The organism is Pseudomonas pudica, from assembly GCF_015680405.1.
GTDB classification, from domain to species: Bacteria; Pseudomonadota; Gammaproteobacteria; order Pseudomonadales; family Pseudomonadaceae; genus Aquipseudomonas; species Aquipseudomonas pudica.
Window position 1 is genome coordinate 42,743 of the sequence record NZ_JADLJS010000005.1, and the last position, 25,509, is coordinate 68,251.

The 25,509-nt window shown below is 63.0% G+C and carries 26 protein-coding genes; 15 read left to right on the plus strand and 11 right to left on the minus strand.

All coding sequences use genetic code 11. From position 1 onward, the window contains the following. Nucleotides 1–12: 12 nt before the first annotated feature. Genes IRZ77_RS05495 through IRZ77_RS05505 form a run of 3 tightly spaced genes read right to left on the minus strand, consistent with a single transcriptional unit; the run spans nucleotide 13 to nucleotide 2,313 of the window. Complete coding sequence (locus IRZ77_RS05495) at nucleotides 13–570, minus strand: peptidylprolyl isomerase (RefSeq protein ID WP_108481277.1); 558 nt, start codon at nucleotides 568–570, stop codon at nucleotides 13–15. Continuing rightward, the gene (locus IRZ77_RS05500) at nucleotides 564–1,376 is read right to left on the minus strand and encodes an alpha/beta fold hydrolase (RefSeq protein ID WP_108481276.1); all 813 of its coding nucleotides are present in this window, start codon (nucleotides 1,374–1,376) and stop codon (nucleotides 564–566) included. The genes IRZ77_RS05495 and IRZ77_RS05500 overlap by 7 nt, the downstream gene beginning before the upstream one ends. A gap of 13 nt (nucleotides 1,377–1,389) precedes the next feature. After that, the gene (locus IRZ77_RS05505) at nucleotides 1,390–2,313 is read right to left on the minus strand and encodes a LysR family transcriptional regulator (protein ID WP_012273620.1); all 924 of its coding nucleotides are present in this window, start codon (nucleotides 2,311–2,313) and stop codon (nucleotides 1,390–1,392) included. A gap of 48 nt (nucleotides 2,314–2,361) precedes the next feature. Between IRZ77_RS05505 and IRZ77_RS05510 the strand changes: the two genes are divergently transcribed. From IRZ77_RS05510 to IRZ77_RS05525, 4 genes are all read left to right on the plus strand, one after another. Continuing rightward, complete coding sequence (locus IRZ77_RS05510; RefSeq protein WP_012051530.1) at nucleotides 2,362–2,676, plus strand: hypothetical protein; 315 nt, start codon at nucleotides 2,362–2,364, stop codon at nucleotides 2,674–2,676. A gap of 109 nt (nucleotides 2,677–2,785) precedes the next feature. Next, nucleotides 2,786–3,385: an FMN-dependent NADH-azoreductase gene (locus IRZ77_RS05515; RefSeq protein ID WP_196173070.1), complete on the plus strand. Its 600-nt coding sequence runs from the start codon at nucleotides 2,786–2,788 to the stop codon at nucleotides 3,383–3,385. Between the two features lie 285 nt (nucleotides 3,386–3,670). Next, nucleotides 3,671–4,552 carry a carboxylate/amino acid/amine transporter gene (locus IRZ77_RS05520; RefSeq protein WP_046614672.1) on the plus strand — a complete coding sequence of 294 codons (882 nt, stop codon included), beginning with the start codon at nucleotides 3,671–3,673 and terminating at the stop codon, nucleotides 4,550–4,552. Between the two features lie 72 nt (nucleotides 4,553–4,624). Then, nucleotides 4,625–6,001, plus strand: a complete 1,377-nt coding sequence (locus IRZ77_RS05525; protein ID WP_196173072.1) for a purine-cytosine permease family protein — start codon at nucleotides 4,625–4,627, stop codon at nucleotides 5,999–6,001. A gap of 192 nt (nucleotides 6,002–6,193) precedes the next feature. Here the strand turns inward: IRZ77_RS05525 and IRZ77_RS05530 are convergent, their stop codons facing one another. Beyond that, nucleotides 6,194–7,495, minus strand: a complete 1,302-nt coding sequence (locus IRZ77_RS05530) for a mechanosensitive ion channel family protein (RefSeq protein WP_196173075.1) — start codon at nucleotides 7,493–7,495, stop codon at nucleotides 6,194–6,196. A 103-nt stretch (nucleotides 7,496–7,598) separates the two neighbouring features. Here IRZ77_RS05530 and IRZ77_RS05535 point away from each other — a divergent pair, with 103 nt between their 5' ends. Next, a complete protein-coding gene (locus IRZ77_RS05535; RefSeq protein WP_046614669.1) occupies nucleotides 7,599–8,960 on the plus strand; it encodes a DEAD/DEAH box helicase in 1,362 nt (453 codons plus the stop codon). Between the two features lie 123 nt (nucleotides 8,961–9,083). Here IRZ77_RS05535 and IRZ77_RS05540 read toward each other — a convergent pair whose 3' ends face one another. Then, nucleotides 9,084–9,356 (minus strand): hypothetical protein, encoded by a 273-nt coding sequence (locus IRZ77_RS05540; RefSeq protein ID WP_025340165.1) that lies wholly within the window; start codon nucleotides 9,354–9,356, stop codon nucleotides 9,084–9,086. Between the two features lie 267 nt (nucleotides 9,357–9,623). Here IRZ77_RS05540 and IRZ77_RS05545 point away from each other — a divergent pair, with 267 nt between their 5' ends. The 4 genes from IRZ77_RS05545 (at nucleotide 9,624) to IRZ77_RS05560 (ending at nucleotide 11,640) form a co-directional block, all read left to right on the plus strand. Beyond that, nucleotides 9,624–9,902, plus strand: a complete 279-nt coding sequence (locus IRZ77_RS05545) for a BrnT family toxin (RefSeq protein ID WP_196173077.1) — start codon at nucleotides 9,624–9,626, stop codon at nucleotides 9,900–9,902. Further along, nucleotides 9,880–10,134: a BrnA antitoxin family protein gene (locus IRZ77_RS05550; RefSeq protein WP_196173079.1), complete on the plus strand. Its 255-nt coding sequence runs from the start codon at nucleotides 9,880–9,882 to the stop codon at nucleotides 10,132–10,134. The genes IRZ77_RS05545 and IRZ77_RS05550 overlap by 23 nt, the downstream gene beginning before the upstream one ends. Before the next feature lie 77 nt (nucleotides 10,135–10,211). Continuing rightward, nucleotides 10,212–10,607 carry a hypothetical protein gene (locus IRZ77_RS05555; protein ID WP_013973698.1) on the plus strand — a complete coding sequence of 132 codons (396 nt, stop codon included), beginning with the start codon at nucleotides 10,212–10,214 and terminating at the stop codon, nucleotides 10,605–10,607. A 106-nt stretch (nucleotides 10,608–10,713) separates the two neighbouring features. After that, nucleotides 10,714–11,640 carry a DMT family transporter gene (locus IRZ77_RS05560; protein WP_196173081.1) on the plus strand — a complete coding sequence of 309 codons (927 nt, stop codon included), beginning with the start codon at nucleotides 10,714–10,716 and terminating at the stop codon, nucleotides 11,638–11,640. Between the two features lie 127 nt (nucleotides 11,641–11,767). Here the strand turns inward: IRZ77_RS05560 and IRZ77_RS05565 are convergent, their stop codons facing one another. Further along, nucleotides 11,768–12,940: an MFS transporter gene (locus IRZ77_RS05565; protein ID WP_085602120.1), complete on the minus strand. Its 1,173-nt coding sequence runs from the start codon at nucleotides 12,938–12,940 to the stop codon at nucleotides 11,768–11,770. A gap of 106 nt (nucleotides 12,941–13,046) precedes the next feature. Between IRZ77_RS05565 and ptrR the strand changes: the two genes are divergently transcribed. Continuing rightward, the gene (ptrR, locus tag IRZ77_RS05570; protein ID WP_046614664.1) at nucleotides 13,047–13,940 is read left to right on the plus strand and encodes a putrescine utilization regulator PtrR; all 894 of its coding nucleotides are present in this window, start codon (nucleotides 13,047–13,049) and stop codon (nucleotides 13,938–13,940) included. A gap of 124 nt (nucleotides 13,941–14,064) precedes the next feature. Beyond that, the gene (locus IRZ77_RS27070; protein ID WP_009683677.1) at nucleotides 14,065–14,193 is read left to right on the plus strand and encodes a PA1414 family protein; all 129 of its coding nucleotides are present in this window, start codon (nucleotides 14,065–14,067) and stop codon (nucleotides 14,191–14,193) included. Between the two features lie 183 nt (nucleotides 14,194–14,376). On the opposite strand, the gene IRZ77_RS05575 is transcribed toward IRZ77_RS27070, so the two are convergent. Continuing rightward, nucleotides 14,377–15,756 carry a sodium:solute symporter gene (locus tag IRZ77_RS05575; protein WP_046614663.1) on the minus strand — a complete coding sequence of 460 codons (1,380 nt, stop codon included), beginning with the start codon at nucleotides 15,754–15,756 and terminating at the stop codon, nucleotides 14,377–14,379. Nucleotides 15,757–15,889: 133 nt separating this feature from the next. Beyond that, nucleotides 15,890–16,840 carry an agmatinase gene (speB, locus tag IRZ77_RS05580; RefSeq protein WP_025340154.1) on the minus strand — a complete coding sequence of 317 codons (951 nt, stop codon included), beginning with the start codon at nucleotides 16,838–16,840 and terminating at the stop codon, nucleotides 15,890–15,892. Between the two features lie 225 nt (nucleotides 16,841–17,065). Here speB and IRZ77_RS05585 point away from each other — a divergent pair, with 225 nt between their 5' ends. The 3 genes from IRZ77_RS05585 to IRZ77_RS05595 all read left to right on the plus strand — a co-directional run bounded on the left by IRZ77_RS05585 (nucleotide 17,066) and on the right by IRZ77_RS05595 (nucleotide 20,427). Beyond that, entirely contained in the window at nucleotides 17,066–17,959 is an 894-nt protein-coding gene (locus IRZ77_RS05585) for a LysR family transcriptional regulator (protein ID WP_046614662.1), read from the plus strand. 140 nt (nucleotides 17,960–18,099) lie between these two features. Then, nucleotides 18,100–19,665, plus strand: a complete 1,566-nt coding sequence (locus IRZ77_RS05590) for a methyl-accepting chemotaxis protein (RefSeq protein WP_085602123.1) — start codon at nucleotides 18,100–18,102, stop codon at nucleotides 19,663–19,665. A gap of 162 nt (nucleotides 19,666–19,827) precedes the next feature. Continuing rightward, complete coding sequence (locus tag IRZ77_RS05595; RefSeq protein WP_108481269.1) at nucleotides 19,828–20,427, plus strand: tRNA-uridine aminocarboxypropyltransferase; 600 nt, start codon at nucleotides 19,828–19,830, stop codon at nucleotides 20,425–20,427. Between the two features lie 42 nt (nucleotides 20,428–20,469). On the opposite strand, the gene IRZ77_RS05600 is transcribed toward IRZ77_RS05595, so the two are convergent. The 3 genes from IRZ77_RS05600 to IRZ77_RS05610 form a co-directional block, all read right to left on the minus strand. Next, nucleotides 20,470–21,828: a TolC family outer membrane protein gene (locus tag IRZ77_RS05600; protein ID WP_046614659.1), complete on the minus strand. Its 1,359-nt coding sequence runs from the start codon at nucleotides 21,826–21,828 to the stop codon at nucleotides 20,470–20,472. Nucleotides 21,829–22,139: 311 nt separating this feature from the next. Further along, nucleotides 22,140–22,505, minus strand: coding sequence for a YbaN family protein (locus IRZ77_RS05605; protein ID WP_046614658.1), 366 nt, complete (start codon nucleotides 22,503–22,505; stop codon nucleotides 22,140–22,142). Nucleotides 22,506–22,512: 7 nt separating this feature from the next. Continuing rightward, complete coding sequence (locus tag IRZ77_RS05610; RefSeq protein ID WP_025340148.1) at nucleotides 22,513–23,100, minus strand: YecA/YgfB family protein; 588 nt, start codon at nucleotides 23,098–23,100, stop codon at nucleotides 22,513–22,515. 246 nt (nucleotides 23,101–23,346) lie between these two features. Here IRZ77_RS05610 and recQ point away from each other — a divergent pair, with 246 nt between their 5' ends. Beyond that, nucleotides 23,347–25,491 (plus strand): DNA helicase RecQ, encoded by a 2,145-nt coding sequence (gene recQ, locus IRZ77_RS05615; RefSeq protein WP_108481268.1) that lies wholly within the window; start codon nucleotides 23,347–23,349, stop codon nucleotides 25,489–25,491. Nucleotides 25,492–25,509: the final 18 nt, after the last annotated feature.

The following is a 25,509-nucleotide window of genomic DNA, read 5'->3' on the forward strand; positions in this document are numbered from 1 at the left end:
TGAAGCCTGCGGTCAGTCGATGCGTTTGGCCGACTTGATGTAGACCGGATCGGCCGGTACATCGCGCATGCCTTTCCTGGTGGTGGTCGGCGAATTGACGATCTGGTCGACCACTTCCATGCCCTTGGTCACCTTGCCGAATACGGCATAGCCACGGTCACGCCCAGGGTTGAGGAAGTCGTTGTCGGCCACGTTGATGAAGAACTGGCTGGTGGCCGAGTTCGGGTCCTGGGTACGGGCCATGGACAGCGTGCCGCGGGTGTTCTGCAGGCCGTTGCCGGCCTCGTTGGTGATCGGGGCTCGGGTGTTCTTCTGCACCATCTGGTCGGTGAAACCCCCGCCCTGGACCATGAAGCCCGGGATTACACGGTGGAAGATGGTGTTGTTGTAGAAGCCGCTGTCGACGTATTCGAGGAAGTTCTTGGTACTGATCGGTGCCTTCTCGGCATTAAGCTCGATTTCGACCTGGCCGAAGCTGGTGTCCAGCAGTACGTGCGGGGTCTTGTCGGAGGCCATGACGCTGGTGGCGAAGGCGACCGAGCAGGCGGTGAGCAGGAGTTTTTTCAGCATGGGCTCAAAGATCCTTGAGAGGTGGAAGCGGCTGCAAGGAACTGCAGCAGGGTCTGGTTGAAGACCTCGGGTTGGTCGAGGGGTGTAGCGTGCCGGGAATCGTCGATGACCACCAGCCTGGCGTGGGGCATGAGGGCGACGTAGCGTTCTTTCAGTTGTATCGGGGTGTAATCGTGGTCGGCGGCGATCACCAGGGTAGGACAGTGGATCTGGCCGATGCGTTCCTGCACGCCCCAGTCGACGATGGCGTCGAAGCTCTTGAGGTAGGCGCGCTTGTCGTTGCGTGCCCAGCGCTGGGCCATCTTGTGCCGCAGTTCGGCCTGCTGCGGTTTGGGAAACAGCCGATCGGCCAGGCCCTTGCCGACGGTTTCGACACTGAGCAGGCGCGCCAGGCCCCAGCGCTTGAGCCACCACAGCCAGTCATTGCGGGTGCGGCGCTTGACCTCGGGGGCGCTGTTGACGATGCACAGGCTGCGCAGCCATTGCGGGTGGTCGACGGCAAACTGGAAGCCGACCATGCCGCCCATGGACAGGCCGACGAAGTGCACGGGGCCGGTGTGCAGGTGTTCGAGCAGGGCCAGCAGGTCGGCACTGAAGGTGGCGATCTGGTAACCGTCGCGTGGCTTGTCGGAGCGGCCGTGGCCACGGATGTCCATGAGGATTACCCGGTAGTGGCGGCTGAGCACCGGCACCTGCAGCTCCCAGTCCTGGCAGCTGGAACCCAGGCCATGCAGCAATACCAAGGGTTCGCCCTGGCCATATTCCTCGTAATGCAGTGCGCATCCTTCATGTTCGAAATAGGCCATGGGCGCGGTCCTCTCAGGCTTGTGGGGGGGCTGCGAAGGGCACGTCCAGTGGCGCGGTGTCGAAATTGCGCAGCAGGTCGATGAGAATCTGCGTAGCCGGGCCCAAGGTCTTCTCTTTGCTCGAATAAAGGTAGAACAGTGGGTGGCGGCTGCCACCCTGATCCAGCGGCAACGGCTTGAGCACGCCCTCGCGCAGCTCGCGCTCGATCATGTGGCGGGGCAACCAGGCAAAGCCCAGGCCACTGCTGACGAAGGTGGCGGCGGTGCCCAGGCTGCCGACGGTCCAGCGTTGCTCGGCACCCAGCCAGCCGACATCGCGCGGCTGGGCGCGGCCGGAGTCGCGGATTACCACCTGCAACTGGCTTTCCAGGTCCTGGAAGGTCAGCTCGCGGCCCAGGCGGTGCAGGCTGTGTTCGGGGTGGGCAACGGCGACGAACTCCACCGCGCTCAGTTCGGCGCCCAGGTAGCCGCCGATGCTGTAGCTGCTGATGGCCAGGTCGGCGATGCCTTCGTGCATCACTTCCTCGACGCCAGACAGCACTTCCTCACGCAGGCGCACCCGGCAACCACGGCTCTGTGGCATGAACGCGGCCAGGGCGCGTACCAGGCGGGCACTGGGGTAGGCGGCATCGACCACCAGGCGTACCTCCGCCTCCCAGCCCTGTTCCATGTGGTGGGCAAGGTCCTCGAGCTGGCTGGCCTGCTTGACCAGGTGGCGCGAACGGCGCAACAGGACATTGCCGGCCTCGGTGAGCACCGCCTTGCGGCCGTCGATGCGCAGCAGCGGCACGCCCAGTTGCTCCTGCATGCGGGCCACGGTGTAGCTGACCGACGACTGTGAGCGGTGCAGTGCCTCGGCGGCCTGGGCAAACCCGCCGTGATCGACCACTGCCTGCAGGGTTCGCCACTGGTCAAGGGTTACGCGCGGCGCTTTCATCTTTCGCTCCTGTTGTCCTAAGCTGCGCTCTTTCAAGGAGAGCGGCCCATGAAGAAATGTTGTGCGGCAATACTGATGTGCCTGCCCCTCGGGGCCATGGCTTATCCCATCGACGTTGAGAAGGAACTGACCGGGGTAAAGCTCGACTACACCGCCTATGACACTGCCTATGACATTGGCGCCATCACCCTCAACAACTATGGGCAGGTACCGGCCGCGTGCAAGGTGACCTTCCGCAACGGCCCGGAGGCGCCACGGGTGCGTCGGGTGAACGTACCGGCCGGTAAAAGCGTCGATGTCACTGCCAAGTTCAACCGGCAGATCATCAAACTACGGATCGCCTTGAATTGCAGCGCAGAATAAGCTGATAAATCGATAGATTGAACCCACTTTTTACGCTTTTTTATCGATAGGTCAAGCCGTAATCTCACCTCCATCGAATCGCAACCCTTTTTGCCGATGGAGGCACCCCATGTCCCGCGTACTGATCATCGAAAGCAGCGCCCGCCAGCAGGATTCCGTTTCCCGTCAGCTGACCCGCGATTTCATTCAGCACTGGCAGGCCGCCCACCCGGCCGATCAGATCAGTGTGCGCGACCTGGCCGTGAACCCGGTGCCGCACCTGGACGCCAACCTGCTGGGTGGCTGGATGAAGCCCGAAGAACAGCGCAGTGCTGCCGAACTGGACGCCTTGGCCCGCTCCAACGAACTGACCGATGAGCTGCTCGCCGCCGACGTGCTGGTGATGGCTGCGCCGATGTACAACTTCACCATCCCCAGCACCCTCAAGGCCTGGCTGGACCACGTGCTGCGTGCCGGCATCACGTTCAAGTACACCCCCACCGGCCCGCAGGGCTTGCTGACCGGCAAGCGCGCCATCGTCCTGACTGCCCGTGGCGGCATCCATGCCGGTGCCACCAGCGACCACCAGGAACCGTACCTGCGCCAGGTAATGGCCTTCATCGGCATTCACGATGTCGACTTCATCCATGCCGAAGGCCTGAACATGAGCAACGAGTTCCACGAGAAGGGCGTCAACCAGGCCAAGGCCAAGCTGGCGGCGGTGGCCTGAGGCTTAGCGAATTCCCAACCCTGACACCTGTTGTTGCTCCTTTGGGTGTACCTGCCCGGCCCGCATGGCCGGGCTTTTTTATGCCTGTGAATTTTGTGGGGGCCTGTGCCGGCCTCTTCGCGGGTAAACCCGCTCCCACAGGGACACCACTGATCTGAGGTGCCGTGATATTCCTGTGGGAGCGGGTTTACCCGCGAAGAGGCCGGCACAGCCCCACATTCCTCATGGTTGAACTCATTCATCGCAACCCGCTAAGGTCGCGGCCTTGATCCACGAGAGGCAACCATGGGCTACCTGATAATCGTCGCGCTGATCCAGGCGTTTTCCTTCAGCCTGATCGGCGAGTACCTGGCCGGGCACGTCGACAGCTACTTTGCCGTGCTCGCGCGCGTGGTGCTGGCTGGCCTGGTATTCCTGCCGCTGACCCGCTGGCGCCAGGTCGAGCCGCGCTTCATGCGCTCGATGCTGCTGATCGGCGCGCTGCAGTACGGCATCACCTACGTCTGCCTGTACCTGAGCTTTCGCGTGCTCACCGTGCCGGAGGTGCTGCTGTTCACCATTCTCACGCCGTTGCACGTGACGCTGATCGAAGACGCCATGAGCCGGCGCTTCAACCCGTGGGCCCTGTTGGCAGCGCTGGTGGCGGTGGCCGGCGCGGCGGTGATCCGCTTCGACACCATCAGCGGCGAGTTCTTCATCGGCTTCCTGCTGCTGCAACTGGCCAACTTCACCTACGCCGCCGGCCAGGTGCTGTACCGCCACCTGGTAGCACGCCACCCCAGCGACTTGCCGCACTACAAGCGTTTTGGCTACTTCTACCTGGGCGCGTTGATCGTGGTGTTGCCGGCCTTCCTGCTGTTTGGCAACGTCCAGCACCTGCCGACCACCAACGTGCAGTGGCTGGTGCTGCTGTTCCTGGGGCTGTGCCCGACGGCGCTGGGCCTGTACTGGTGGAACAAGGGCGCGTGCCTGGTATCTGGGGCCACGCTGGCGGTGATGAACAACCTGCATGTGCCGGTAGGGTTGCTGCTCAATCTGCTGATCTGGAACCAGGACGAGCCATTGGGCAGGCTGTTCATCGGCGGGGCAGTGATCCTGGCGTCGGTGTGGATGAGCCGCCTGGGTACCCTGACGTTATCAAGCAAGCCATGGCGCAGTCAGCTATGACGCGTTCGTTACTGAACCCAAATTCCGCCGGTCCCTACCCGATAATCCGGAAAACAAAATCGGGAGACCGGCGTGAAGCTAGAAACGCGAAGTATCGAATTTGTCCCACACGCAGAGCGTTATGGCACGCCTAAACGATTGTTCACTATCTGGTTCAGCTCCAACTTCCAGATAACCGCGCTGATGGTCGGCACCCTGGGCATTGCATCGGGGCTAAGCCTTGGCTGGACCTTGTTGGGCCTGTTGGTCGGCAACCTCATCGGTACCGTGTTCATGGCCGCGCACTCTGCCCAGGGGCCTCACCTGGGCGTGCCACAGATGATCCAGAGCCGGGCCCAGTTCGGTGTCCATGGTGCCGCGCTCCCTCTGCTGGTGATGGTCACGGCCGCAGTCCTGTTCCTCGCCGCCAGCGGCGTGCTGATGCGCAATGCCCTGCAGGCGCTGGTACCCATGAGCGATGACCAGGCGATCGTGGTGGTCGGCTTGCTGACCTTTGTCATCGGCTTTGTCGGCTACGAACTCATCCACCGCCTGGGCGCGTGGATGAGCCTGTTGTCCACGCTGGTTTTTGCCGGCGCCCTGGTGCTGATTCTGTTGCACCCCGGCGACATGGCAACCACAACGGCAGTGAGTACCGGCTTCTCGTTCACCGCCTTCAACCTGATCGTGGCCCAGTCGGCCTCCTGGACGCTGGGGTATGGCCCCTATGTGGCCGATTACTCGCGCTACCTCCCGGCCAACGTCAACCCCCGCGCCACGTTCTGGGCCACCTATTGCGGTTGTGCGCTGGGTTCCTTCGCCATGATGGCGCTCGGCGCGCTGGTGGCGGTGGAATTGCCCTCGGCACTGGGGCATGACCCGGCCACAGCCATTGCCGCGTTGTTCGGCCCGTGGGCGCCGTTGGCGCTGGCAGTGATCGCGCTGGGGGTGATCCAGTACAACGTCCTGTGCCTGTACAGCGCCTATATGTCGTCGGTCACGATCTTTGGCGCCTTCAAGACCATCCGGCGCGTTACCGCGACGGCCAAGGCCTTGGTAATGGCAGGGCTGACCGCAGCGGCAACGCTGATCGCCATCGCCACCCAGTACAATTTCGATACGTTCTTTGCCGACATCCTGATCGGCCAGCTGTACCTGCTGATCCCATGGAGCGCCATCAACCTGGTGGATTACTACTGGGTGTGCCGAGGCCACTATGATGTGGGGGCGCTGTATGACGCCAAGGGGCGTTATGGATGCTTCAATCGTCGAAGCCTGGCGGTGTACGCCGTGTCGATCATCGGTACCATCCCGTTCATGAAACTGTCGTTCTACACGGGCTTCGTGGCCGAGTGGCTGGGGGCGGATATCAGTTGGGCGATGGGGTTGTTCCTGGCCGGTGCGCTGTATTGCATGGTCCATGGGTGCGAGAGCAACCGGCTTTCGACAAGCATGAATGCGCACCCCTGACTCGGCCCTGACACGGAAAGGGGCCGCTTTGCGGCCCATCGCCGGCAAGCCAGCTCCCACAGGGGATCGCGCCAACTTTTAGAATTTGAGCAAGACAGTTGCTCCCACAGGTACTGCACACCTCTCGAATTTTGCGCGGTGCCAGTGGGAGCTGGCTTGCCGGCGATGGGCTGCGAAGCAGCCCCGGCAATATCAAGCCTCGCTCATTTCTTCCAGCCGACGCGGCACAGGCTCTTGCGATACGCGCCCGCTCAACCCCACCCGCATGTCATTGCCACTCGGCTGCTGATACAAACTCAGCCCGAACTCCGGCAACACCGCCAGCAGATAATCGAAGATATCCCCCTGAATCCGCTCGTACTCAGCCCACGCCGTGGTAGTGGTAAAGCAGTAGATCTCCAGCGGTACACCCTCGGCGGTGGTCTGCATCTGCCGGACCATGCAGGTCATGTTCGGGTGCACGTTGGGGTGGTTTTTCAGGTAGGCCAGGGCGAATGCCCGGAAGGTGCCGATGTTGGTCAGCTTACGGCGGTTGGCCGACAGCTCGGCCACTGGCCCCAGGGCCTCGTTCCAGCTTTGCAGTTCCTGGCGCTTGCCCGCCAGGTAGTCGCGCAGAAGGCTGACCTGGGTGAGTCGCTGTTCTTCCTCGCGAGTCAGGAACCCCACGCCGGCCGCGTCGATGAACAGGCTGCGCTTGATGCGCCGGCCACCGGACTGCTGCATACCGCGGTAGTTGCGGAACGACTCGCTCATCAGGCGCCAGGTGGGGATGGAGACGATGGTCTTGTCGAAGTTCTGCACCTTCACGGTGTGCAGGGTGATGTCCACCACATCACCGTCGGCGCCCACCTGGGGCATTTCGATCCAGTCGCCCACGTGCAGCATGTCGTTGCTGGTCAGCTGCACACTGGCGACGAACGACAGCAGGGTGTCCTTGTACACCAACAGCAGCACCGCCGACATGGCACCCAGGCCCGACAGCAGCAACAGCGGCGAGCGGTCGATCAGGGTGGCGACGATGACGATGGAGGCGAAAATCCACAGCATCATCTTGGCCAGCTGCACGTAGCCCTTGATCGAACGGGTGCGGGCGTGTTCGGTGCGGGCATAGATGTCGAGCAGGGCATCCAGCAGGCACGACAGCGCCATGGTCATGAACAGCAGGGTAAAGGCCAGGGCAACATTGCCGAGGAAGTGCTGGGCGGTGTCGGACAGCTCGGGCACCAGTTTCAGGCCGAACTGCAGCACCAGTGATGGCGTGGTCTGTGCCAGGCGGTGGAACACCTTGTTGTTGCGCAGGTCGTCCAGCCACTTCAGCGCTGGCTGGCGGGCCAGCAGGCGGGCGCCATGCAGCACCAGGAAGCGTGCCAGGCGGCCGATCACCAGGGAAAGGAGCAGCAGCACCGCCAGGCCGATGGCCGCGTGCAGCATCGGATGTTGGTCAAGGGTGCCCCACAGGTCGAGGGAGTCACGCCAGATTCGTTGGATATCCATGGGCTTGCGTACAGTCTTGTTGCTAAACGAAGCGCCATTAGAGCCCGGATGGCGACAAAGTTGCCAAAAGAAATTCGGCTAAGGCGGCAGAAAACGTTACCCTATGCAACTGAATTTTCCGCACTTGCCTGAGGTTACCTCCGTGTTCTCCCAATTCGCCCTGCACGAACGCCTGCTTAAAGCCGTGGCCGAGCTTAACTTTGTCGAGCCAACCCCGGTGCAGGCCGCGGCCATCCCCCTGGCCCTGCAAGGGCGTGACCTGCGCGTGACCGCGCAGACCGGCAGCGGCAAGACCGCGGCCTTCGTGCTGCCACTGCTCAACCGCCTGGTCGATCTGCGCGAGCGCCGCGTGGAGATCCGCGCGCTGATCCTGCTGCCGACCCGTGAACTGGCCCAGCAGACCCTCAAGCAGGTACAGCTGTTCTCCCAGTTCACCTACATCAAGTCGGGCCTGGTTACCGGCGGTGAAGACTTCAAGGAACAGGCCGCCATGCTGCGCAAGGTGCCGGATGTGCTGATCGGCACCCCGGGCCGCCTGCTCGAGCAGCTCAATGCCGGCAACCTCGACCTGTCCCACGTGCAGGTACTGATCCTCGACGAAGCCGACCGCATGCTCGACATGGGCTTTGCCGAAGACATGGAGCGCCTGTGCAAGGAGTGCGAGAACCGCCAGCAGACCCTGCTGTTCTCCGCCACCACCGGTGGTGCTGCCCTGCGCGACATCATCGGCAAGGTGCTCAAAGACCCAGAGCACCTGATGCTCAACAGCGTCTCGCAGCTGGCCGAAGGCACCCGCCAGCAGATCATCACCGCTGACCACGACCAGCACAAAGAGCAGATCGTGCAGTGGCTGCTGGCCAACGAAACCTTCGACAAGGCGATCATCTTCACCAACACCCGCGCCCTGGCCGACCGCATCTACGGCCACCTGGTGGCCAAGGACGTGAAGGCCTTCGTGCTGCACGGCGAGAAGGACCAGAAGGACCGCAAGCTGGCCCTGGACCGCTTCAAGCAGGGCAGCTCCAAGGTACTGGTGGCTACCGACGTTGCGGCCCGTGGCCTGGACATCGACGGCCTGGACCTGGTGATCAACTTCGACATGCCGCGAAGCGGTGACGAGTACGTGCACCGTGTAGGCCGTACCGGCCGTGCCGGTGGCGAAGGCCTGGCGATCTCGCTGATCACCCACAACGACTGGAACCTGATGTCGAGCATCGAACGCTACCTCAAGCAGCAGTTCGAGCGCCGGGTGATCAAGGAAGTGAAGGGCACCTACAGCGGGCCGAAGAAGGTCAAAGCCTCGGGCAAGGCAGCTGGCAGCAAGAAGAAAAAGGTCGAGAAGAAGACCGGCGACAAGAAGGCGGCCGCCAAGCGCAAGCCAACCGCCAAGCCGAAGGCCAATGCACCGCTGGCCAGCGCTGACGGCCTGGCGCCGCTGAAGAAGCGCAAGCCTGCGGCTGAGTAACCTTCAGTATCGCTGTTGGTTTCTTCGCGGGCACGCCCGCTCCCACAGGATAATCACAGATCGAAGGCTGTGTTGTCCAAGTGGGAGCGGGCGTGCCCGCGAAGAGGCCAGCACAGGCGACCACTATTCAGCCTTTTTCTCCGCCTCTTTCAACTCCTTGATCCGCTTGTCGATCAGCTGACACTTGTCGGGCAAATCCTTGCTCGCCGTCCCAAGCTCCATCCCTTGAAGCTCGTCATTGATCTCCTTGGCCTTCTGCGGGTTCTGCTCGGTCAACTGGGTGACCAACCCGGCCAGCTCCTCGCGTTTCTGCGTCGCTTCTTCCGGGGTGCAGGCCCAGGCTGGCAGGGCGCAGAACAGGGCAGTGGCGCAGGCAATGGGCAGCAGCAGTTTCATCCTTCCTACCTCCGGCGGTGGTGATGCCCGGTGGAGCATGCGCCTGGCCGTTAGTTCAGCGCCTTCGACCGGTGGCACTTCATGGTCAGCCTGTCCCCAGCTGGGCATCTGACCTAGCCTTGTGAGCCATTTGGCCAGGCCACTTCCGTCCAGGTTGTAATCCCTTTCCCAAAACCTCCTGAACCTAGTGAAGAGTGGGCGATCGCTCCCTAGCCTTGGCCTGGATCAGGAGGTATCGTATGTACAGATGTAAATACGGAGCGTCCCATGTTCTTTGAATGGGACGATGCCAAGAACCAGATAAACATCCGCAAGCACGGCATCGACTTCAGCGATGTTCCGGATATGTTCAATCATCCGATGCTGATTCGCCGCGATGACAATCCGGACCACGATGAGGAACGCTGGGGCTGCCTGGGCTGGCTGAAGTGTCTGATAGGCGTGGTCGTGTACACGGAAAGGCAGGGTGATGTCATTCGCATCATTTCTGCACGCAAAGCCACCAGATGGGAGGCCAAACATTATGACCAAAGAATCGAAAACTGACTGGAGTCGCCTGGCTCGACAGGACGACCAGGCTATTGATACCTCGGATATTCCTGAGCTGGATGAAAATTTCTTCCGCGAGGCTGAGCTGCGAGTTCCAGCCAAGCAGACGGTGACCATTCGCCTCGATTCCGATGTTCTCGCCTGGTTCAAAGAGCAGGGTAGCGGCTACCAGACCCGGATCAACCAGTTGCTGCGCCAGTACATGCAAGCGCAAAAACGCCAGCGCTGAGATATTTCGGAACGCCGGGCAACCTCGGCAGGTCCCAACCTGTGTACCTCTTCCGTCCACAGCAGGAGCCCGTAGCCATGAGCATCGCCTACGACTGGGACCTGATCGAGCGTTTGCTGCACGAGGTGCAGAACGGCGCCGGTCACAGCTTCACGCCACGCCCCTATGCCGAGCAGCACGCTGCGGCACTGGCTGCCAAGGGGGAGCCGGTGGGCGACCTGGACCACCTGAAAACCCGTGCCTGCGAATACGAAAGGCTGCTGTTCGAGCGTGGTTTCATCGAAACCCGGCCCGAAGAGGATGGCGGCAATGGCGAGAACTTCGTGCTGACCGAGCGCGGTTCGCGGCTGATGAGCCTGATCGACAGCAGCATTCCCGGCTTCGAGCACCCGCGCCAGGTGCTGGACGAGCAGGAGGATGCGCTGGACGAAACCACCTTCGAGCAGGTGTCGGCGAAGGCACAGATTGCCTGAGGTCGTTTTGAGGCTGGCAAGGGCGGCCATGGAAACCCGATAATCGGTAGTTCCTGAACACTGCCGAGCCCTTGCCCATGCCAATGACTACCGCAGAGGCCCGCCTATGAGCGCGGTCCGCAAGAACCCCGACGCCTTTGCCTTCCAGGTGATGCTGGGGCTGTGCCTGATCTGGGGTTGCCAGCAGGTGTTGATCAAGACCGCCGCTGTCGATATCGCGCCGGTGATGCAGGCGGCCTTGCGCAATGGCATCGCCGCCGTGCTGGTTGGCCTGATGCTGTGCTGGCGAGGGGGCTGGGAGCAGGTCGGCAGCACCTGGCGTGCCGGGGTGGTGGCGGGCGGGCTGTTCGGCCTGGAGTTCCTGTTCATTGCCGAGGGGCTGAAGCTGACCTCGGCGGCGCATATGTCGGTGTTCCTCTATACCGCGCCGGTGTTTACTGCGTTGGGCCTGCATTTCAGGTTGCCCAGCGAACGCCTGCGGCTGCTGCAATGGCTGGGGATCCTGCTGGCCTTCGGCGGCATTGCCATGGCGTTTGCCGGCGGCATGTCGTTCGAGCACATGGATGGCCGCACACTGTTGGGGGATGCCTTTGGCGTGATCGCCGGGCTGGCCTGGGGGGCGACCACGGTGGTGGTGCGTTGCTCGCGGCTGTCGGAAGCGCCGGCGACCCTGACCCTGTTCTATCAGCTGGCGGTGGGCTTTGCCGGGTTGCTGCTGATTGCCTTGCTCAGCGGCCAGATCGGCGCGGTGACGCTGACGCCGCTGGCAATGGGCAGTGTGCTGTTCCAAGGGGTTGTGGTGTCGTTCATCAGCTACCTGACCTGGTTCTGGTTACTGCGCAAATACCTGGCGTCGAACCTGGCAGTGTTCTCGTTCATCACCCCGCTGTTCGGGGTGACCTTTGGCGTGTTGTTGCTGGATGAGCCGCTGAGCCTGAACTTTGTGGTTGGCGCGTTGATGGTGCTGCTGGGGGTGGTCCTGGTGAGTGCCGAGCCTTGGGTGAAGCAGCAGTTGCGGCGGATTGTGGGATGATCGATAACCTGTACCGGCTTCTTCGCGGGCTTGCCCGCTCCCACAGGTATTGCACAGGTCTTGAAGATTGTGCGGCCCCTGTGGGAGCGGGCGAGCCCGCGAAAAAGCCGGCACGGGCAGCCACGATTCAGGATGCTGCCTTGGCCTGACAGGCGCTACCCTGCTGTGCAGAGCTGCCAAGCAGCACCAGCCCCCCAGCCACCACCAACCCACCCGCAGCCACCATCAGCGCCGGCTGCAGCCCGCCGCTGTAATGGCTGCTGACCGCCGCCAGCAGCGGCCCGCTCAACTGCCCCAGGGCAAAGCAGGCCGTCAGCAGCCCGGCATTGCGCTGTGTGGCATGCGGCGCCAGCTCCCGCGAACGTTGCATCACCAGCTGCATGCAGGCCAGGAACGGCCCGCCACACAGCACCACGCCCAACGCCAGCCCGACACCCCCACCCATCAGGCAGGCCAGTACACCCAACCCCTGCAGCCACAGGGTGGCAGTGAGCCAGGCCGAGGTGCGGCCGCCACGCCGCAGGCTCACCAGCAGCACCCCCAGTGCCGCCGACAGGCCGAACGCCGGCCAGAACAGGTCGGCCAGCCACTGCCCGTGGAACTGCTGGTTGGCCATCTGCGACAGGAAGGTGGCCGGCAGGATGTAACCCACGCCATACAGTGCATACACCAGCCCCAGGCGGCCGATGCCGACACTGCGGGTCGGGCCCTGGCGTGCAGCTGACGGCACTGGTGCCGCTTGCAGCGCTCTTGGCAGCCAAGGCCGGACTGCCAGCAGCATCACCAGCGCGGCCACGGCATAGATCAGCCACAGTGCTGCCGAACCCAACCCCCACAGATGCGCCACCAGCGCCAGCAAGCCAGTCAGCGCGATGCCCAGGCCGGGCCCCGCGAACACCAGTGCACCCAGGCGCTGACGGTTGTTGGCATTGGCCACCTGTTGGCTGAGGCTGGTGATCATCACCAGCACCCAGGCGCTGGCCATTCCGGTGCCAAAGCGCAGCAGCAGGTGGCTCCAGAACCCGTCTGCAGCCCATGACGCCAGGGTCAGCAGCACGCAAAGCCACAGCCCACCCTGCAGGCGCAGGCGCACATGGCCCGGCGAGCGGGCGAACATGGCATCGACCGCGCCGATGAAGTAACCCAGATAGTTGGCCGCGGCGACCAGCCCGGCGACCGTCAGATCGAACTGGCCTTCGGCGATCAGCTGCGGCAGCTGCGGGGTCAGGGCGAAACGGCCGATGCCCATGGCCATCATCAGCGCCACGGCGCTTGCCAGCAGTTGAATGAGTGGCGACATGACGATTCTCCTGCACGGATGTAAGCGATGGCTGGCAGGTTAGGGCGGTTTCTTTTTCAATAAAATTGAATAATGATGATCAAGTTGTTCTGTTTTGGAGAATGCCGTGGAATTCAGCCAACTGCGTATCTTCCAGGCCGTCGCCGAGGAAGGTTCGGTCACCCGTGCCGCAGAGCGCCTGCATCGAGTGCCGTCGAACCTGTCGACGCGCTTGCGCCAGCTCGAGGAGCAACTGGGTGTCGAGCTGTTCCTGCGCGAACGCCAGCGTCTGCAGCTGTCGCCGGCGGGCAAGGTGCTGCTGGATTACGCCAACCGCATGTCAGCCTTGCGCGACGAGGCGCTGGCCGCCGTGCGGGGCGGCCAACCGGCGGGGGACTTTGTACTCGGGACCATGTACAGCACGGCGGCGACCCATTTGCCCGAGCTGCTGGCGCGTTATCACCAAGCCTACCCGGCGGTGAACCTGCAGGTGCGCGCTGCGCCCAGTGGCGAACTGCTGGAAGGCCTGCTGAACCACACCTTGGACGCGGCACTGGTGGATGGGCCGCCGAGCCTGGCCGGGCTGGATGGCGTTCCGCTGTGTGATGAGCAGCTGGTGCTGATCACCAGCCCCGAGCACCCAGCGGTGCTCACTGCCAAGGATGTGGCGGGCAAGGCGGTGTTCACGTTCCGCCAAGGCTGCTCGTACCGCATGCGCCTGGAGGCCTGGTATGCCCATGCCCATACGCCCATGGGCCGGGTGATGGAGATCGAGTCGTACCAGAGCATGCTGGCCTGCGTGATCGCCGGTGCGGGCGTGGCGATGATGGCCAGGTCGATGCTCGACAGCCTTCCCGGGCGCGACCGGGTACGGGCGCACCGACTGCAGGCGCCGTTCGATCAGGCGGTCACCTGGTTGATGTGGCGCCAGGGCATGTGCGGGGCAAATTTGCAGGCCTGGGTCGACCTGCAACAAAGCGAAACGATTAACCAGTCGTCGGAATGCGCCGTTACGGCTTGATCCGTATCAAAATGGCCCGTATCTGTAGGTTTAGAGGCATGCGTAATACAGGACATAGGGCTATGATCTGTATGAAACATCGCAGGATTGAATTGCCGTGAGGCTGACCCGTCAAGGGGGCATTATGAATAAACCACTATCCAACTGGCTCCACGACCTGGCTGTCGCCTTGGGGCTGATTCCACCACCTTTGCAGCCGGTGCCGATCCCGACTGATGAAGAGCAGCGCAAACGCCAACCGCGTCGTCGCTGATACAGACAAAGGCCGCTGCACCTGGGTGGGTGCAGCGGCCTTTTTGTGTCTGCCAGTTGTGTGTTGCCTGTACCGGCCTCTTCGCGGGCTTGCCCGCTCCCACAGGTACCCCATGAATTTCAAGGCTTGTGGTATCCCTGTGGGAGCGGGCGAGCCCGCGAAGAGGCCAGTTCAGGCTGAAGGTCAGGCCAGCTTCACCGCCGCCACCGATTTACGTGACATCAGGCTGACCACCACAAAGCTCACCAGACCAACCGCCAGGCTGTAGTAGATCGGCGTATTGGCTTCCAGCCCATCCTTGAACATGAACAGCAGCGCGGTGGCAAAGCCCAGCGACATGCTGGCGATGGCCCCGGCGGTGGTAGCGCGCTTCCAGAAGATCGCCCCGATCAGCGGGATCAGCATGCCACCGACCAGCAGGTTGTAGGCCAGGGTCAGGGCATTGATCACATCGTTCACCACCAGGGCGATGCCCAGCACCACCAGACCGGTGAGCAGGGTGAACAGGCGGCTTACGCCCAGGCTCGACGCCTTGCCGCCACGCAGCTTGGGCAGCAAGTCTTCGGTCAGGGTGGTCGACGCAGCCAGCAGGCCGGCGCTGGCGGTGGACATCATGGCGGCCAGCGCCGCTGCCATCAGCAGGCCACGGATGCCGTCGGGCAGGGTGGTCTTGATCATCTCGGCAAAGGCATTGTTCGGGTTGGCCAGGTCGGGCATCAGCACGTGCGCAGCCATGCCGATCGTGGCGCAGGCCAGACCGTACAGTACGCAGTACACACCAGCGGTGGTGCCAGCGCGCTGGCAGACCTTCTCGTCACGGGCAGTGAATACCCGCTGCCAGATGTCCTGGCCGATGAGGATGCCGAAGAAGTAGATCAGGAAGTAGGTGATGATGGTGTCCCAGCCAATGGTGGTCAGCTGGAAGCTGGCCGATGGCAGCTTGGCCACCAGGGTGTCCCAGCCACCGGCTTTGTACAGGCACACTGGCAGCAGGATGAACATCAGGCCGACAGTCTTGATCACGAACTGGACGATGTCGGTCAGGGTCAGCGACCACATGCCGCCAATGGTCGAGTACAGCACCACCACGCCACCACCCAACAGCAGCGAAGCCCAGAACGGAAGGTCGAGCAGCACCTGCAGTACGGTGGCCATGGCCAGGGTCGAGGTGACGCCGATCATCAATGCATAGGCCAGCATGATCACGGCGCTGGCCTGGCGTGCAGCGGGGTTGTAGCGCTGCTCCAGCACCTGGGTCACGGTGAAGATGCGCAGGCGCAGCAAAGGTTTGGCGAGGAACAGGTTGAGGGCGATGATGCCCAGGCCCAGGGCTGCGCACAGCCAGAAGCCGGAGATGCCGTGGACGTAGCCCAGGCGTACTGTGCCGACGGTGGACGCGCCACCGAGCACGGTGGTGGCCATGGTGCCCATGTACAGGACCGGGCCGAGATTGCGCCCGGCCACCAGGTAGTCCTCATGGGTTTTCGCGCGCCGCATGCCATACCAGCCAAGCCCGAGCATGCCGGCGGTGTAGATCATTACAACAATGATGTCCAAGGCCATTGGGGGTCTCCCGATTATCTTTATTATGGCGAGATCGACCACGCGGGCGGGTTCAAGGCGCCCGGCGGTCTTGTCGTGTTGTTGGCGGGCCTCTGTGGCCCTCCCTCATGGCTCCTGCCGGGGTGTAGCGGTATTAACGACGCACTACGCCCGGTAGCACGCAGAGCATCTCGAACAGCAGGTTGGCACCGAGCAGCGAGGTGTTGCCGGTGGTGTCGTAAGGCGGGGAGACTTCGACGAGGTCACAGCCGATCAGGTCCAGGCCGTGGCAGCCGCGAATGATCTCCATCGCCTGGATGGTGGTCAAGCCGCCGATTTCCGGGGTGCCGGTGCCAGGCGCCCAGGCCGGGTCGATGCCGTCGATGTCGAACGACAGGTATACCGGGCCACCGCCGACCTTTTCGCGCACCTCGGCCATCAGCGGTTCCAGCGACTTGTGCCAGCACTCTTCGGCCTGGACCACACGGAAGCCCTGGCGGCGGCTCCAGTTGAAGTCATCGGCGGTGTAGCCTTGGGCGCGCAGGCCGATCTGCACCACGCGCTCGCAATCGAGCAGGCCTTCTTCCACGGCGCGGCGGAAGGTGGTGCCGTGGGCGATCTTCTCGCCGAACATGTGGTCGTTGACGTCGGCATGGGCATCGATGTGCACCAGGCCGATCTTGCCGTGTTTCTTGTGCAGCGCGCGCAGGATCGGCAGGGTGATGGTGTGGTCCCCACCCAGGGTCAGCGGGATGATGTTGTGCTCTAGGACCTCGTCGTACGCTTCTTCGATGATGCGCACGGCGTCCAGCAGATTGAAGGTGTTGATCGCCACGTCACCGATGTCGGCCACCGACAGCGAGTCGAACGGTGCAGCCCCGGTGGCCATGTTGTACGGGCGGATCATCACCGATTCGGCGCGGATCTGCCGCGGGCCGAAGCGGGTGCCGGAGCGCAGCGAGGTACCAATGTCCAGCGGCACGCCGATGAAGGCGGCGTCCAGGCCTTGGGCACTTTGCAGGTGGGGGAGACGGAGCATGGTGGCGATGCCGCCGAAACGCGGCATTTCGTTGCCGCCCAGTGGTTGGTGGAGGATCTTGTCCACGGTGGGCCTCATCAGTCGGTCGATTGTTCTGTTTGTTCGAACCTGTTGCCGCCGCGCGCCTTCCAGGTGTGGTCTTGCTGGCGGGCAGGGACATTTCGGCCAAGTCTGCTGAAGGTAGTGCCGGGGAAAAATCGCTACCGGCAAATACTTACTTCAGGAATTTCTGAACTAAAGGCGGCAGAGCGGTTAGACTGCGCGCAAATACCCTTGCGGAACCGTTGCACCATGGCCTCGACCTTGCCTGACCTGAAACTGCTGCGCATCTTTGTCAGCGTTGTGCGCCACCAGGGCTTTGCCAATGCCCAGCGCGACCTCAACCTGTCGACTTCGGCCATCAGCACCTACATGAGCCAGCTGGAAGGCGCCCTGGGGATCGTGCTGTGCCACCGCGGCCGTGGCGGGTTCAGCCTGACCAGCAAGGGCGAGCTGTTTCACCAGGAAACCCTGCGTCTGCTGGCCGAGCTGGACGGTTTCGAGCAGTACGCCGCTGCCCTCAAGGGCGAGTTGCGCGGCACGCTCAATCTGGGGGTGATCGACTCCACGGTAGGTGATCGGGCCTTGCCGCTGGCCGAAGCCATCGGCGCCTATAGCCAGGAACACCCGGCGGTGCATCTGCACTTGTCGGTGTCCAGCCCTTACGAGCTGCAACTGGGCGTGCAGGACAACCGCCTGGACTTGGCGATCGGGGCGTTTTCCTCGCGCATGAGCGGGCTGCTCTACCAGCCGCTGTACCGTGAGCAGCACTGGCTGTACTGCAGCAGCCGCCACCCCTTGTATGCCGAACGGCGCATCCCCGAGCAGGTGGTGACCCAGCAGCGCATGGTCGGGCGTGGCTACTGGAGCCAGGCCGAACTGGCCCGGCATGGCTTCAAGCACAGCGCGGCGACGGTGGAGAGCATGGAGGCGCAGTTGATCCTGATTCTCTCCGGGGCCTACATCGGCTACCTGCCCGAGCACTATGCCCAAGCCTGGGTCGACAAGGGCGACCTGCGCGTGCTGTCGCCGTCCACTTTCGGCTATCAGGCACCGTTTTCGCTGATCATTCGCCGCGGGCGCAGCCGCGAACCGCTGATCCAGACCTTCCGCGACCTGCTGAAAAGCCAGCTCAACGTGGGCTGAAGCGCGGTACATGCTGTATTTCGTCGGCACCCGTCAAATTTGTTGGTGCCGCTGACCGACAACATAATGGCGTCCTGCTATATATCAAATCAGCGTGTGCTGCTGTCTACCTCCCTTTCATCCTGCAAGGATTGCCCAAGATGCGCATGAATTTGCCCGTCACTGAGCACGAAAGAACCTTTCCCAACGATCAACGCCTGATTTCCACCACCGATCTCAACAGCCGCATCACCTATTGCAACGACGCTTTCGTGGCGATCAGCGGGTTCACCTATGACGAGCTGGTCGGCCAACCCCACAACCTGGTGCGCCATCCGGACATGCCGCCGGCCGTGTTCGGCCACATGTGGGAAACCATCAAGCAAGGCAAACCGTGGATGGGCGTAGTCAAGAACCGAGCAAAGAACGGCGATTACTATTGGGTCAGCGCCTATGTCACGGCCGTCTACGAACAGGGCCGCATCAGTGGCTACGAGTCGGTGCGCTCGGTGCCCACCCGCGAGCAGATCCGCCGCGCCGAGGTGTTGTACGCGCGCTTGCGGGCCGGCCGCGCGCCGGTGCCGTGGGCGGCCCGGTTGGGGCATGGCCTGGGCCATGGTTGGCCATTGATCGGTGCGGGCCTGCTGTCGGCGGCGGCCTACCTGTGGCTACCGCCTTACGCGGCGCTCGGGGTGCTGATGGCCAGCCTGCTGCTGGCCTGGTATCTGGTCGAGCACCGGCAGAACCAAGCCATCCGCCGCACGCTGGCCGAGCATCCCAAGGCCTTCACCAGCCCGCTGGTGGCACTGACCTACAGCGATAACCCAGGCCTGCAAGGCCAGTTGGACCTTGCCATCATCAGCGAGGAAGCACGCCTGCAAACGGCCTTGACCCGCCTGGTGGATGCCGGGGTCGGGGTGAAGTCTCGGGCGGCGCAGTCGTCCGACTTGTCCGGTGCCCAGGCACAGATGCTCGACCGCCAGCGCAACGAGACCGACCAGTCCGCCGCCGCGATCGCGCAGATGGCGGCGACCATCCAGCAGGTTACCCATAACGTGCAGAGCACGGCGCACGCAGCGGGCGATGCCGACCAGCTGGCGCAACAGGGTAGCGAACTGGCGATGCAGAGCCTGCAAGCCATGGGCAGCATGAGCAATGCGGTCAGCGACATCGGCCAGGCCGTCAATGCCCTGGCCGAGCAGACCCAGTCGATCGGCAGCGTGGTCGATGTGATTTCCTCGATCGCCGAGCAGACCAACCTGCTGGCGCTCAACGCGGCCATCGAGGCGGCGCGTGCCGGCGAACAGGGGCGCGGGTTTGCCGTGGTGGCGGATGAGGTGCGTTCGCTGGCCCAGCGCACCCGTGCCTCGACCGAAGAGATTCATCAGATCATCGCCTCGTTGCGCGCCGGGGCAGAGCGTGCGGTGAGCACCGCCAGCCGCGGCGAGCAGATCTCGCGGGACAGCGTGCACAGTGTCGAGGCGGTGCAGGCAGCGTTGAGCGGGATTGCCCAGGCGGTCAGCCGTATCACCGGCATGAGCCAGCAGATGGCGACGGCGTCGGAGCAGCAGAGCCATGTGGCCGAGGACATCAACCAGCAGATCGTGCGGATAGCCCACCTGTGTGACCAGAGTGCCGGGCAGGCCAGGCAGGGCGCGGAAATCAGTCAGGACCTGGAGCGCATGGCGGAGTACCTGCATAGCCTGGCGGAGCGGTTCAATCGTTGAGATTGCCGGGGCCGCTTTGCGGCCCTTTCGCCGGCAAGCCAGCTCCCAGGTATTGCACAAGGCCCAGGCCTGTGGTGATCCTGTGGGAGCTGGCTTGCCGGCGAAAGGCCCGCAAAGCGGGCCCCGGTTCTGTGGCAAACTGTTCCCGCCAAGGAGAACCCCATGCCCAGACCCCGCTGCGAGCGCTGCCAGCGCCCGCTCGACCATTGCCTCTGCCCACTGATCCCCGCGCTCGACAGCCGCACCCGCGTCATCCTGCTGCAGCACCCCAGTGAAACTGCCCATGCCCTTAATACCGCCCGCCTGGCCGCCCTTGGCCTGAACAACGCCGAGTTGCGGGTAGGTGAGGTATTCGATGACCTCAACGAATTGCTGGCGACCCCCGGTTACCGGCCAGCCCTGCTGTTCCCGGGTGACGACGCGCAGGAGTTGGTGGCCTATGGAGAAACGGAAGTCCAACCATTGCTGTTGATCGTGCCTGACGGCACTTGGCGCAAGGCGCGCAAACTGCTGTACCTGAACCCATTGCTGGAGGCGTTGCCGCGGGTGACGCTGGGGGCTGTCGCGCCTTCACGCTACCGCTTGCGCAAGGCGCCGGAGGCGGGTGCGTTATCGACTATCGAGGCGGTGGTGGGAGCGCTGAACGCGTTGGAGCAGCCTGCCTGTTTCGATGCGCTGCTGGCACCGTTCGAGGCGTTGATCGAGGGGCAGATCAGGGCCATGGGTTTGGAGACGTTCCAGCGTAACCATGGTAGCGAGTGAGGGCAGGGGGCCGCAAAGCGGCCCCGGCTATCTCGAACCCGATCAACGCATATCAGGCAAACGCGCCTCGGTGCGTACTTCGGTGGTAGCCAGCGCTTCCGGCGGCAGCGAAATACGCTGCTTGCTCAGCAGCTCGCCCATGGTTGCCAGCACGCGGTAGCGCGAGAACTCCTCTGTATAACGCACCTCGGTGTAGCGGCGGTCGGCGTTGTACAGCTCGTTTTCACTGTCGAGCACGTCGAGCAGGGTACGTTGGCCCAGGCCGAACTGGTCCTGGTAGGCGGCACGCACGCGCTTGGTGGTCTCGGCGTATTCACGCGCAGTCGGCAGCTGCTTGCTGGCGTTGTTCATGGCGTTCCACGCCAGGCTCAGGTTTTCGGTCAGTTCACGCAGGGCGTTGTTGCGGATGTCCAGGGCCTGGTTGACCTTGTGCGCGTCGGAGTTCAGGCGAGCTTTGTCACTGCCGCCGCGGAACAGGTTGTAGTTCATTTCGACGCCGGCTTGCCAGTCGTTGTTGTTATGACCTTTCTCGCCGCCGGTGTTGTTGTTGGCACCTGTGGCCAGAATGGCATCGAAGCGAGGATAGAAGGTGGACTTGGCCACTTCGTACTGCTTCTCGGCGGCATTCACATCGGCCTGGGCCGACTTGATATAAGGGTTGTTCTGGCGCATGCCTTCACGCGCCTGTTCGAGGTCGGCCGGCATTTCCACCTTGATCGACTGCGGGCTTTCCAGCTCGTCCGGCATGCGGCCGACGACGCTGAAGAAGTTGGCCTCGGCATCGGCCAGGTCGACTTCGGCGGTGTCCAGGTTGTTTTCTGCCAGGGCGCGACGTGCGCGGGACTGGTCAAGGTCGGCGGTGCTGCCGACGCCGCGCTCGTTGCGCAGGCCGATCTGGTCGTTGACTCGCAGGTGGGCTTGCAGGTTGTTCCTGGCCAGGGTCACCAGTTCACGGCGCTTGAGCACTTCCAGGTACACCTCGACTGCACGCAGGGCGACATCCTGGGCAACGGCCTGGGTGTAGTAGGCGCGGGAGGTGGAGACCGCTTCGGTGCGGCCCACTTCATTCGAGGTGTTGAAGCCGTCGAAGATCATCTGCCGCAGGCGCAGCTCGGACTGGGTGTAGTTGAGGGTTTCCTTGTTGTGGTTGCCCTCGGCACGAGTCGAGGTGTTGTCCGAACGCTGGCGGCCATAGCCGGCAACCAGATCCACGGAAGGGTAGTAGCCACCACGCGCGAACTTCACATCCTCATCGGCCGACAGCTTGCTGTTGCGGTTGGAGCTGACCTGTGGGTGGTAGTCCACGGCGCTCTGGACAGCCTCGGTGATCGACATCGCCTGTACGTTGGCACTCGCCAGGGCCAACAGTAATGCACTGGTGATGGGGTTCAAAACGCGCATGGTACATCTCCCTGATCCTGAAATTGATCCTGCTGCTCGCCAAAAAAATGACGATAAAGTTATTGCATATAGTGTTGCAGGTTTTTAATAACACAGCTAAGTACATTCAACGCGATATATAAGAAGATTTATTCATATCAAATCGCCATATAATATATAAATTGTCTAATTGGCGAACAGAAGTATCCAGGGAATGGCAGCGGAAAAATCCATGAAAGCCAATGAATGCGCGGGCTTCAAGGAGTTCCAGAATCATTCCAAATAAGGAGAATGAACGTTAGGCAAAATTGATATTTGGCGACAGAATATTGTCACTTTGGCTTGTGCAGGGTTTTCTGGCTGAGGATGTACAGGCTTACCAGGACGGCGCTGATCAGCATGAAGGTGCGCGCCCAGAACAGGGGCACCAGATAGCAGGACAGGCCGATGCTGGCCCACATCAGGCCGATGGCGTAGACCTTGCCCTTGAGGGGGATGCCTTCACCACTTAGGTAGTCACGGATCCATGGCCCGAGCTTCGGGTGATGGACCAGCCAGTGATGAAAGCGCGGCGAGCTGCGGGCAAAGCAGGCGGCCGCCAATAGCAGGAACGGGGTGGTGGGCAATACCGGCAGGAATATCCCCAACACCCCCAATGCAACGCTGAGCCAGCCAATGGCCAGCAGCAGGTAGCGCACAGGCGACTTAGTGGTGGCGTGGCTTGAGCAGCGCCGGCTTTTCGTCAGGGGCATGCAGCAGCAGGAACAGCGCCGTCAGCGCTTCGGGGATCTGTACGATCATGTCGTCCTGCAAGTTGGCGTTGCTGGCAATGTCGGCGAACTCCGGCTGCTCGTCGAACAGGCCCGAGCCGACCATGATCGGCAGCAACATTTCGCTGACTTCTTCCTCGGCGTTCTCGAACCAGGCCTCTTCACGCAGGAATACGCCTTCCATGAAGCCGATGCACCAGCCGCGCAGGTCGGAATCGTCCGGCTCGTCGGTCAGGTCGAGGTCGCATGGCAGCTCGAACTCGTCGTCGCTGGCCAGCTGGCGGGCGATGTGCGCTTTCAGCGCCACCAGGGTAGCCTCGATCTCGGTGCGCTGAGCGTCGCTGGCGTAGTGCGGCTCTTCAGCGAACAGGGCATCGATCCACTCGCGCTCGGGCACTTCCTCGGCATTGATCGAAAGGGCGGTGAGGTAGCCGTGGGCGGCGACATAGTCCAGCGCTTCCTCGTGCAGCTCGTCGGCGTCGAGGAAGGCTTGCAGGCGGGTCAGTTGCTCGGCGAAGGACATTACAGGGCTACCTTGGGGAATAAACGATAACGAATTCTAGCACCTTGCGACGGCAGCGGGGCAAAGGGAACGTCTATCGCCGTGGTGCCCTGCGCGAGGCAGTGCTGCGGTATACTCCGCGATTTTTCATCCAGGGGCAGGTATTACTGGCTGCCTGGCAAAAACCGCTTACGCATTCGGCGTGTGCGGGGCGGGTTTTTCGTCCAGCCTGTATCCGGGATGGTACGGCGATTTGTGGAGTTGCACATGCTCGAACAGGCTCAGCGCGTTCTCAAGGACGTCTTCGGCTACGACAGTTTCCGCGGGCGCCAGGCAGCGATCATCGACTGCGTGGCCAATGGCGGCGATGCCTTGGTTCTGATGCCCACCGGTGGCGGCAAGTCGTTGTGTTTCCAGGTGCCGGGGTTGCTGCGCCCGGGCCTGACGGTGGTGGTTTCGCCATTGATCGCGCTGATGGACGACCAGGTCGCCACGCTCGACGAACTGGGGGTGCCGGCCGCCGCGCTGAACTCCACGCTGACCCCGGAACAGCAGCGTGACCTGGCCGGGCGCCTGCGCCGTGGCGAAGTGAAGATGCTGTACCTGGCACCGGAGCGCCTGGTGCAGCCGCGCATGCTCGACTTCCTGCGTGACCTGGATATCTCGCTGTTCGCCATCGACGAGGCCCACTGCGTGTCGCAATGGGGCCACGATTTCCGTCCCGAATACCTGCAACTGGGCCAGTTGGCCGAGCTGTTCCCGCATGTGCCGCGCATCGCGCTGACCGCCACCGCCGACATGCGCACCCGCGAAGAGATCGTCCAGCGCCTGCACCTGCAGGGCGCCGAGCGCTTCCTGTCGAGTTTCGACCGGCCCAATATCTTCTACCGCATCGTACCCAAGGAGGCGCCACGCAAGCAGCTGATGGCCTTCCTCGGCGAGCGCCGCGGCAACGCCGGCATCGTCTATTGCCTGTCACGCAAGAAGGTTGACGAAACCGCCGCCTTCCTCTGTGACCAGGGTTTCCCGGCGCTGCCGTATCACGCCGGCCTGGCTGCCGAGACGCGTGCGGCCAACCAGCACCGCTTCCTCAACGAGGAAGGGCTGATCATGGTCGCCACCATCGCCTTCGGCATGGGTATCGACAAGCCCAACGTGCGCTTTGTCGCCCACCTTGACCTGCCCAAGTCGCTAGAGGCGTATTACCAGGAGACCGGCCGTGCCGGCCGCGACGGGCTGCCGTCCGATGCCTGGATGGCCTACGGGCTGCAGGACATGGTGATGCTCAAGCAGATGCTGCAGAACTCTGAAGGTGACGAGCGTCACAAGCGCATCGAACAGCACAAGCTCGACGCCATGCTGGCCCTGTGCGAAGAGACACGCTGCCGCCGTCAGTCGCTGCTGGCCTATTTCGACGAAATCCTCGAGCAACCCTGCGGGCACTGTGACAACTGTGTCGACCAGGTGCAGACCTGGGACGCCACCGAGCCGGCCCGCCAGGCGCTGTCGGCGGTGTTCCGCACCGGCCAGCGCTATGGTGTCGGTCACCTGGTTGATGTGCTTCTGGGCAAGGACACCGAGAAGGTGCGCAATTTCGGCCACGAGAAACTCTCGGTGTTTGGCGTCGGCAAGGGGCTGGCCGAAGTCGAGTGGCGTTCGCTGTTCCGTCAGTTGGTGGCGCGCGGCCTGGTCGACATCGACCTGGAAGGCTACGGCGGCCTGCGCCTGTCCGACAACTGCCGGCCGCTGCTGCGTGGCGAGGTGACCTTGCAGTTGCGCCGTGACCTCAAGCCGCAGACCACCGCCAGAACGTCGTCCAGTGGCGGCAGCCCGGCCAGCCAGCTGGTGCGTGCCGAAGAGCGCGAACTGTGGGAAGCACTGCGTACCCTGCGCCGCAAGCTGGCCGAGGAGCACAGTGTGCCGCCCTACGTCATCTTCCCCGACTCGACGCTGCTGGAGATGTTGCGCAGCCAGCCGGTCAGCCTCAGCGACATGGCCCAGGTCAGCGGCGTGGGCGCGCGCAAGCTGGAGCGCTATGGCCAGGCCTTCCTCGAGGTGCTGAACAACAGCGGCGGCACCGAAGAAGCACCGAAAGTGGTGCTCGACCTGCGTCACGAACTGGTCAGCCTTGCCCGCGCTGGCATGACCCCGGCACAGATCGCCGGGCAGCTCAACTGCAGCGAGAAGAACGTCTACAGCCTGTTGGCCGAGGCGCTGGGCCGACAGGAACTGAGCTTGGAACAAGCCTTGGACCTGCCGGAAGACCTGTTGATGGAAGTGCAGGATGCCTTCCTCGATGGCGAGGGCGAGCTGCCAGCGGTGTCGACGATAGCGCCGCAGTTCGGGGGGCGGGTGCCAGAGGGCGTGCTTTACTGCGTGCGTGCAGCACTGGCGGCAGAGTTCGAACTGTGAGTGGTGACAGGGTCGAAG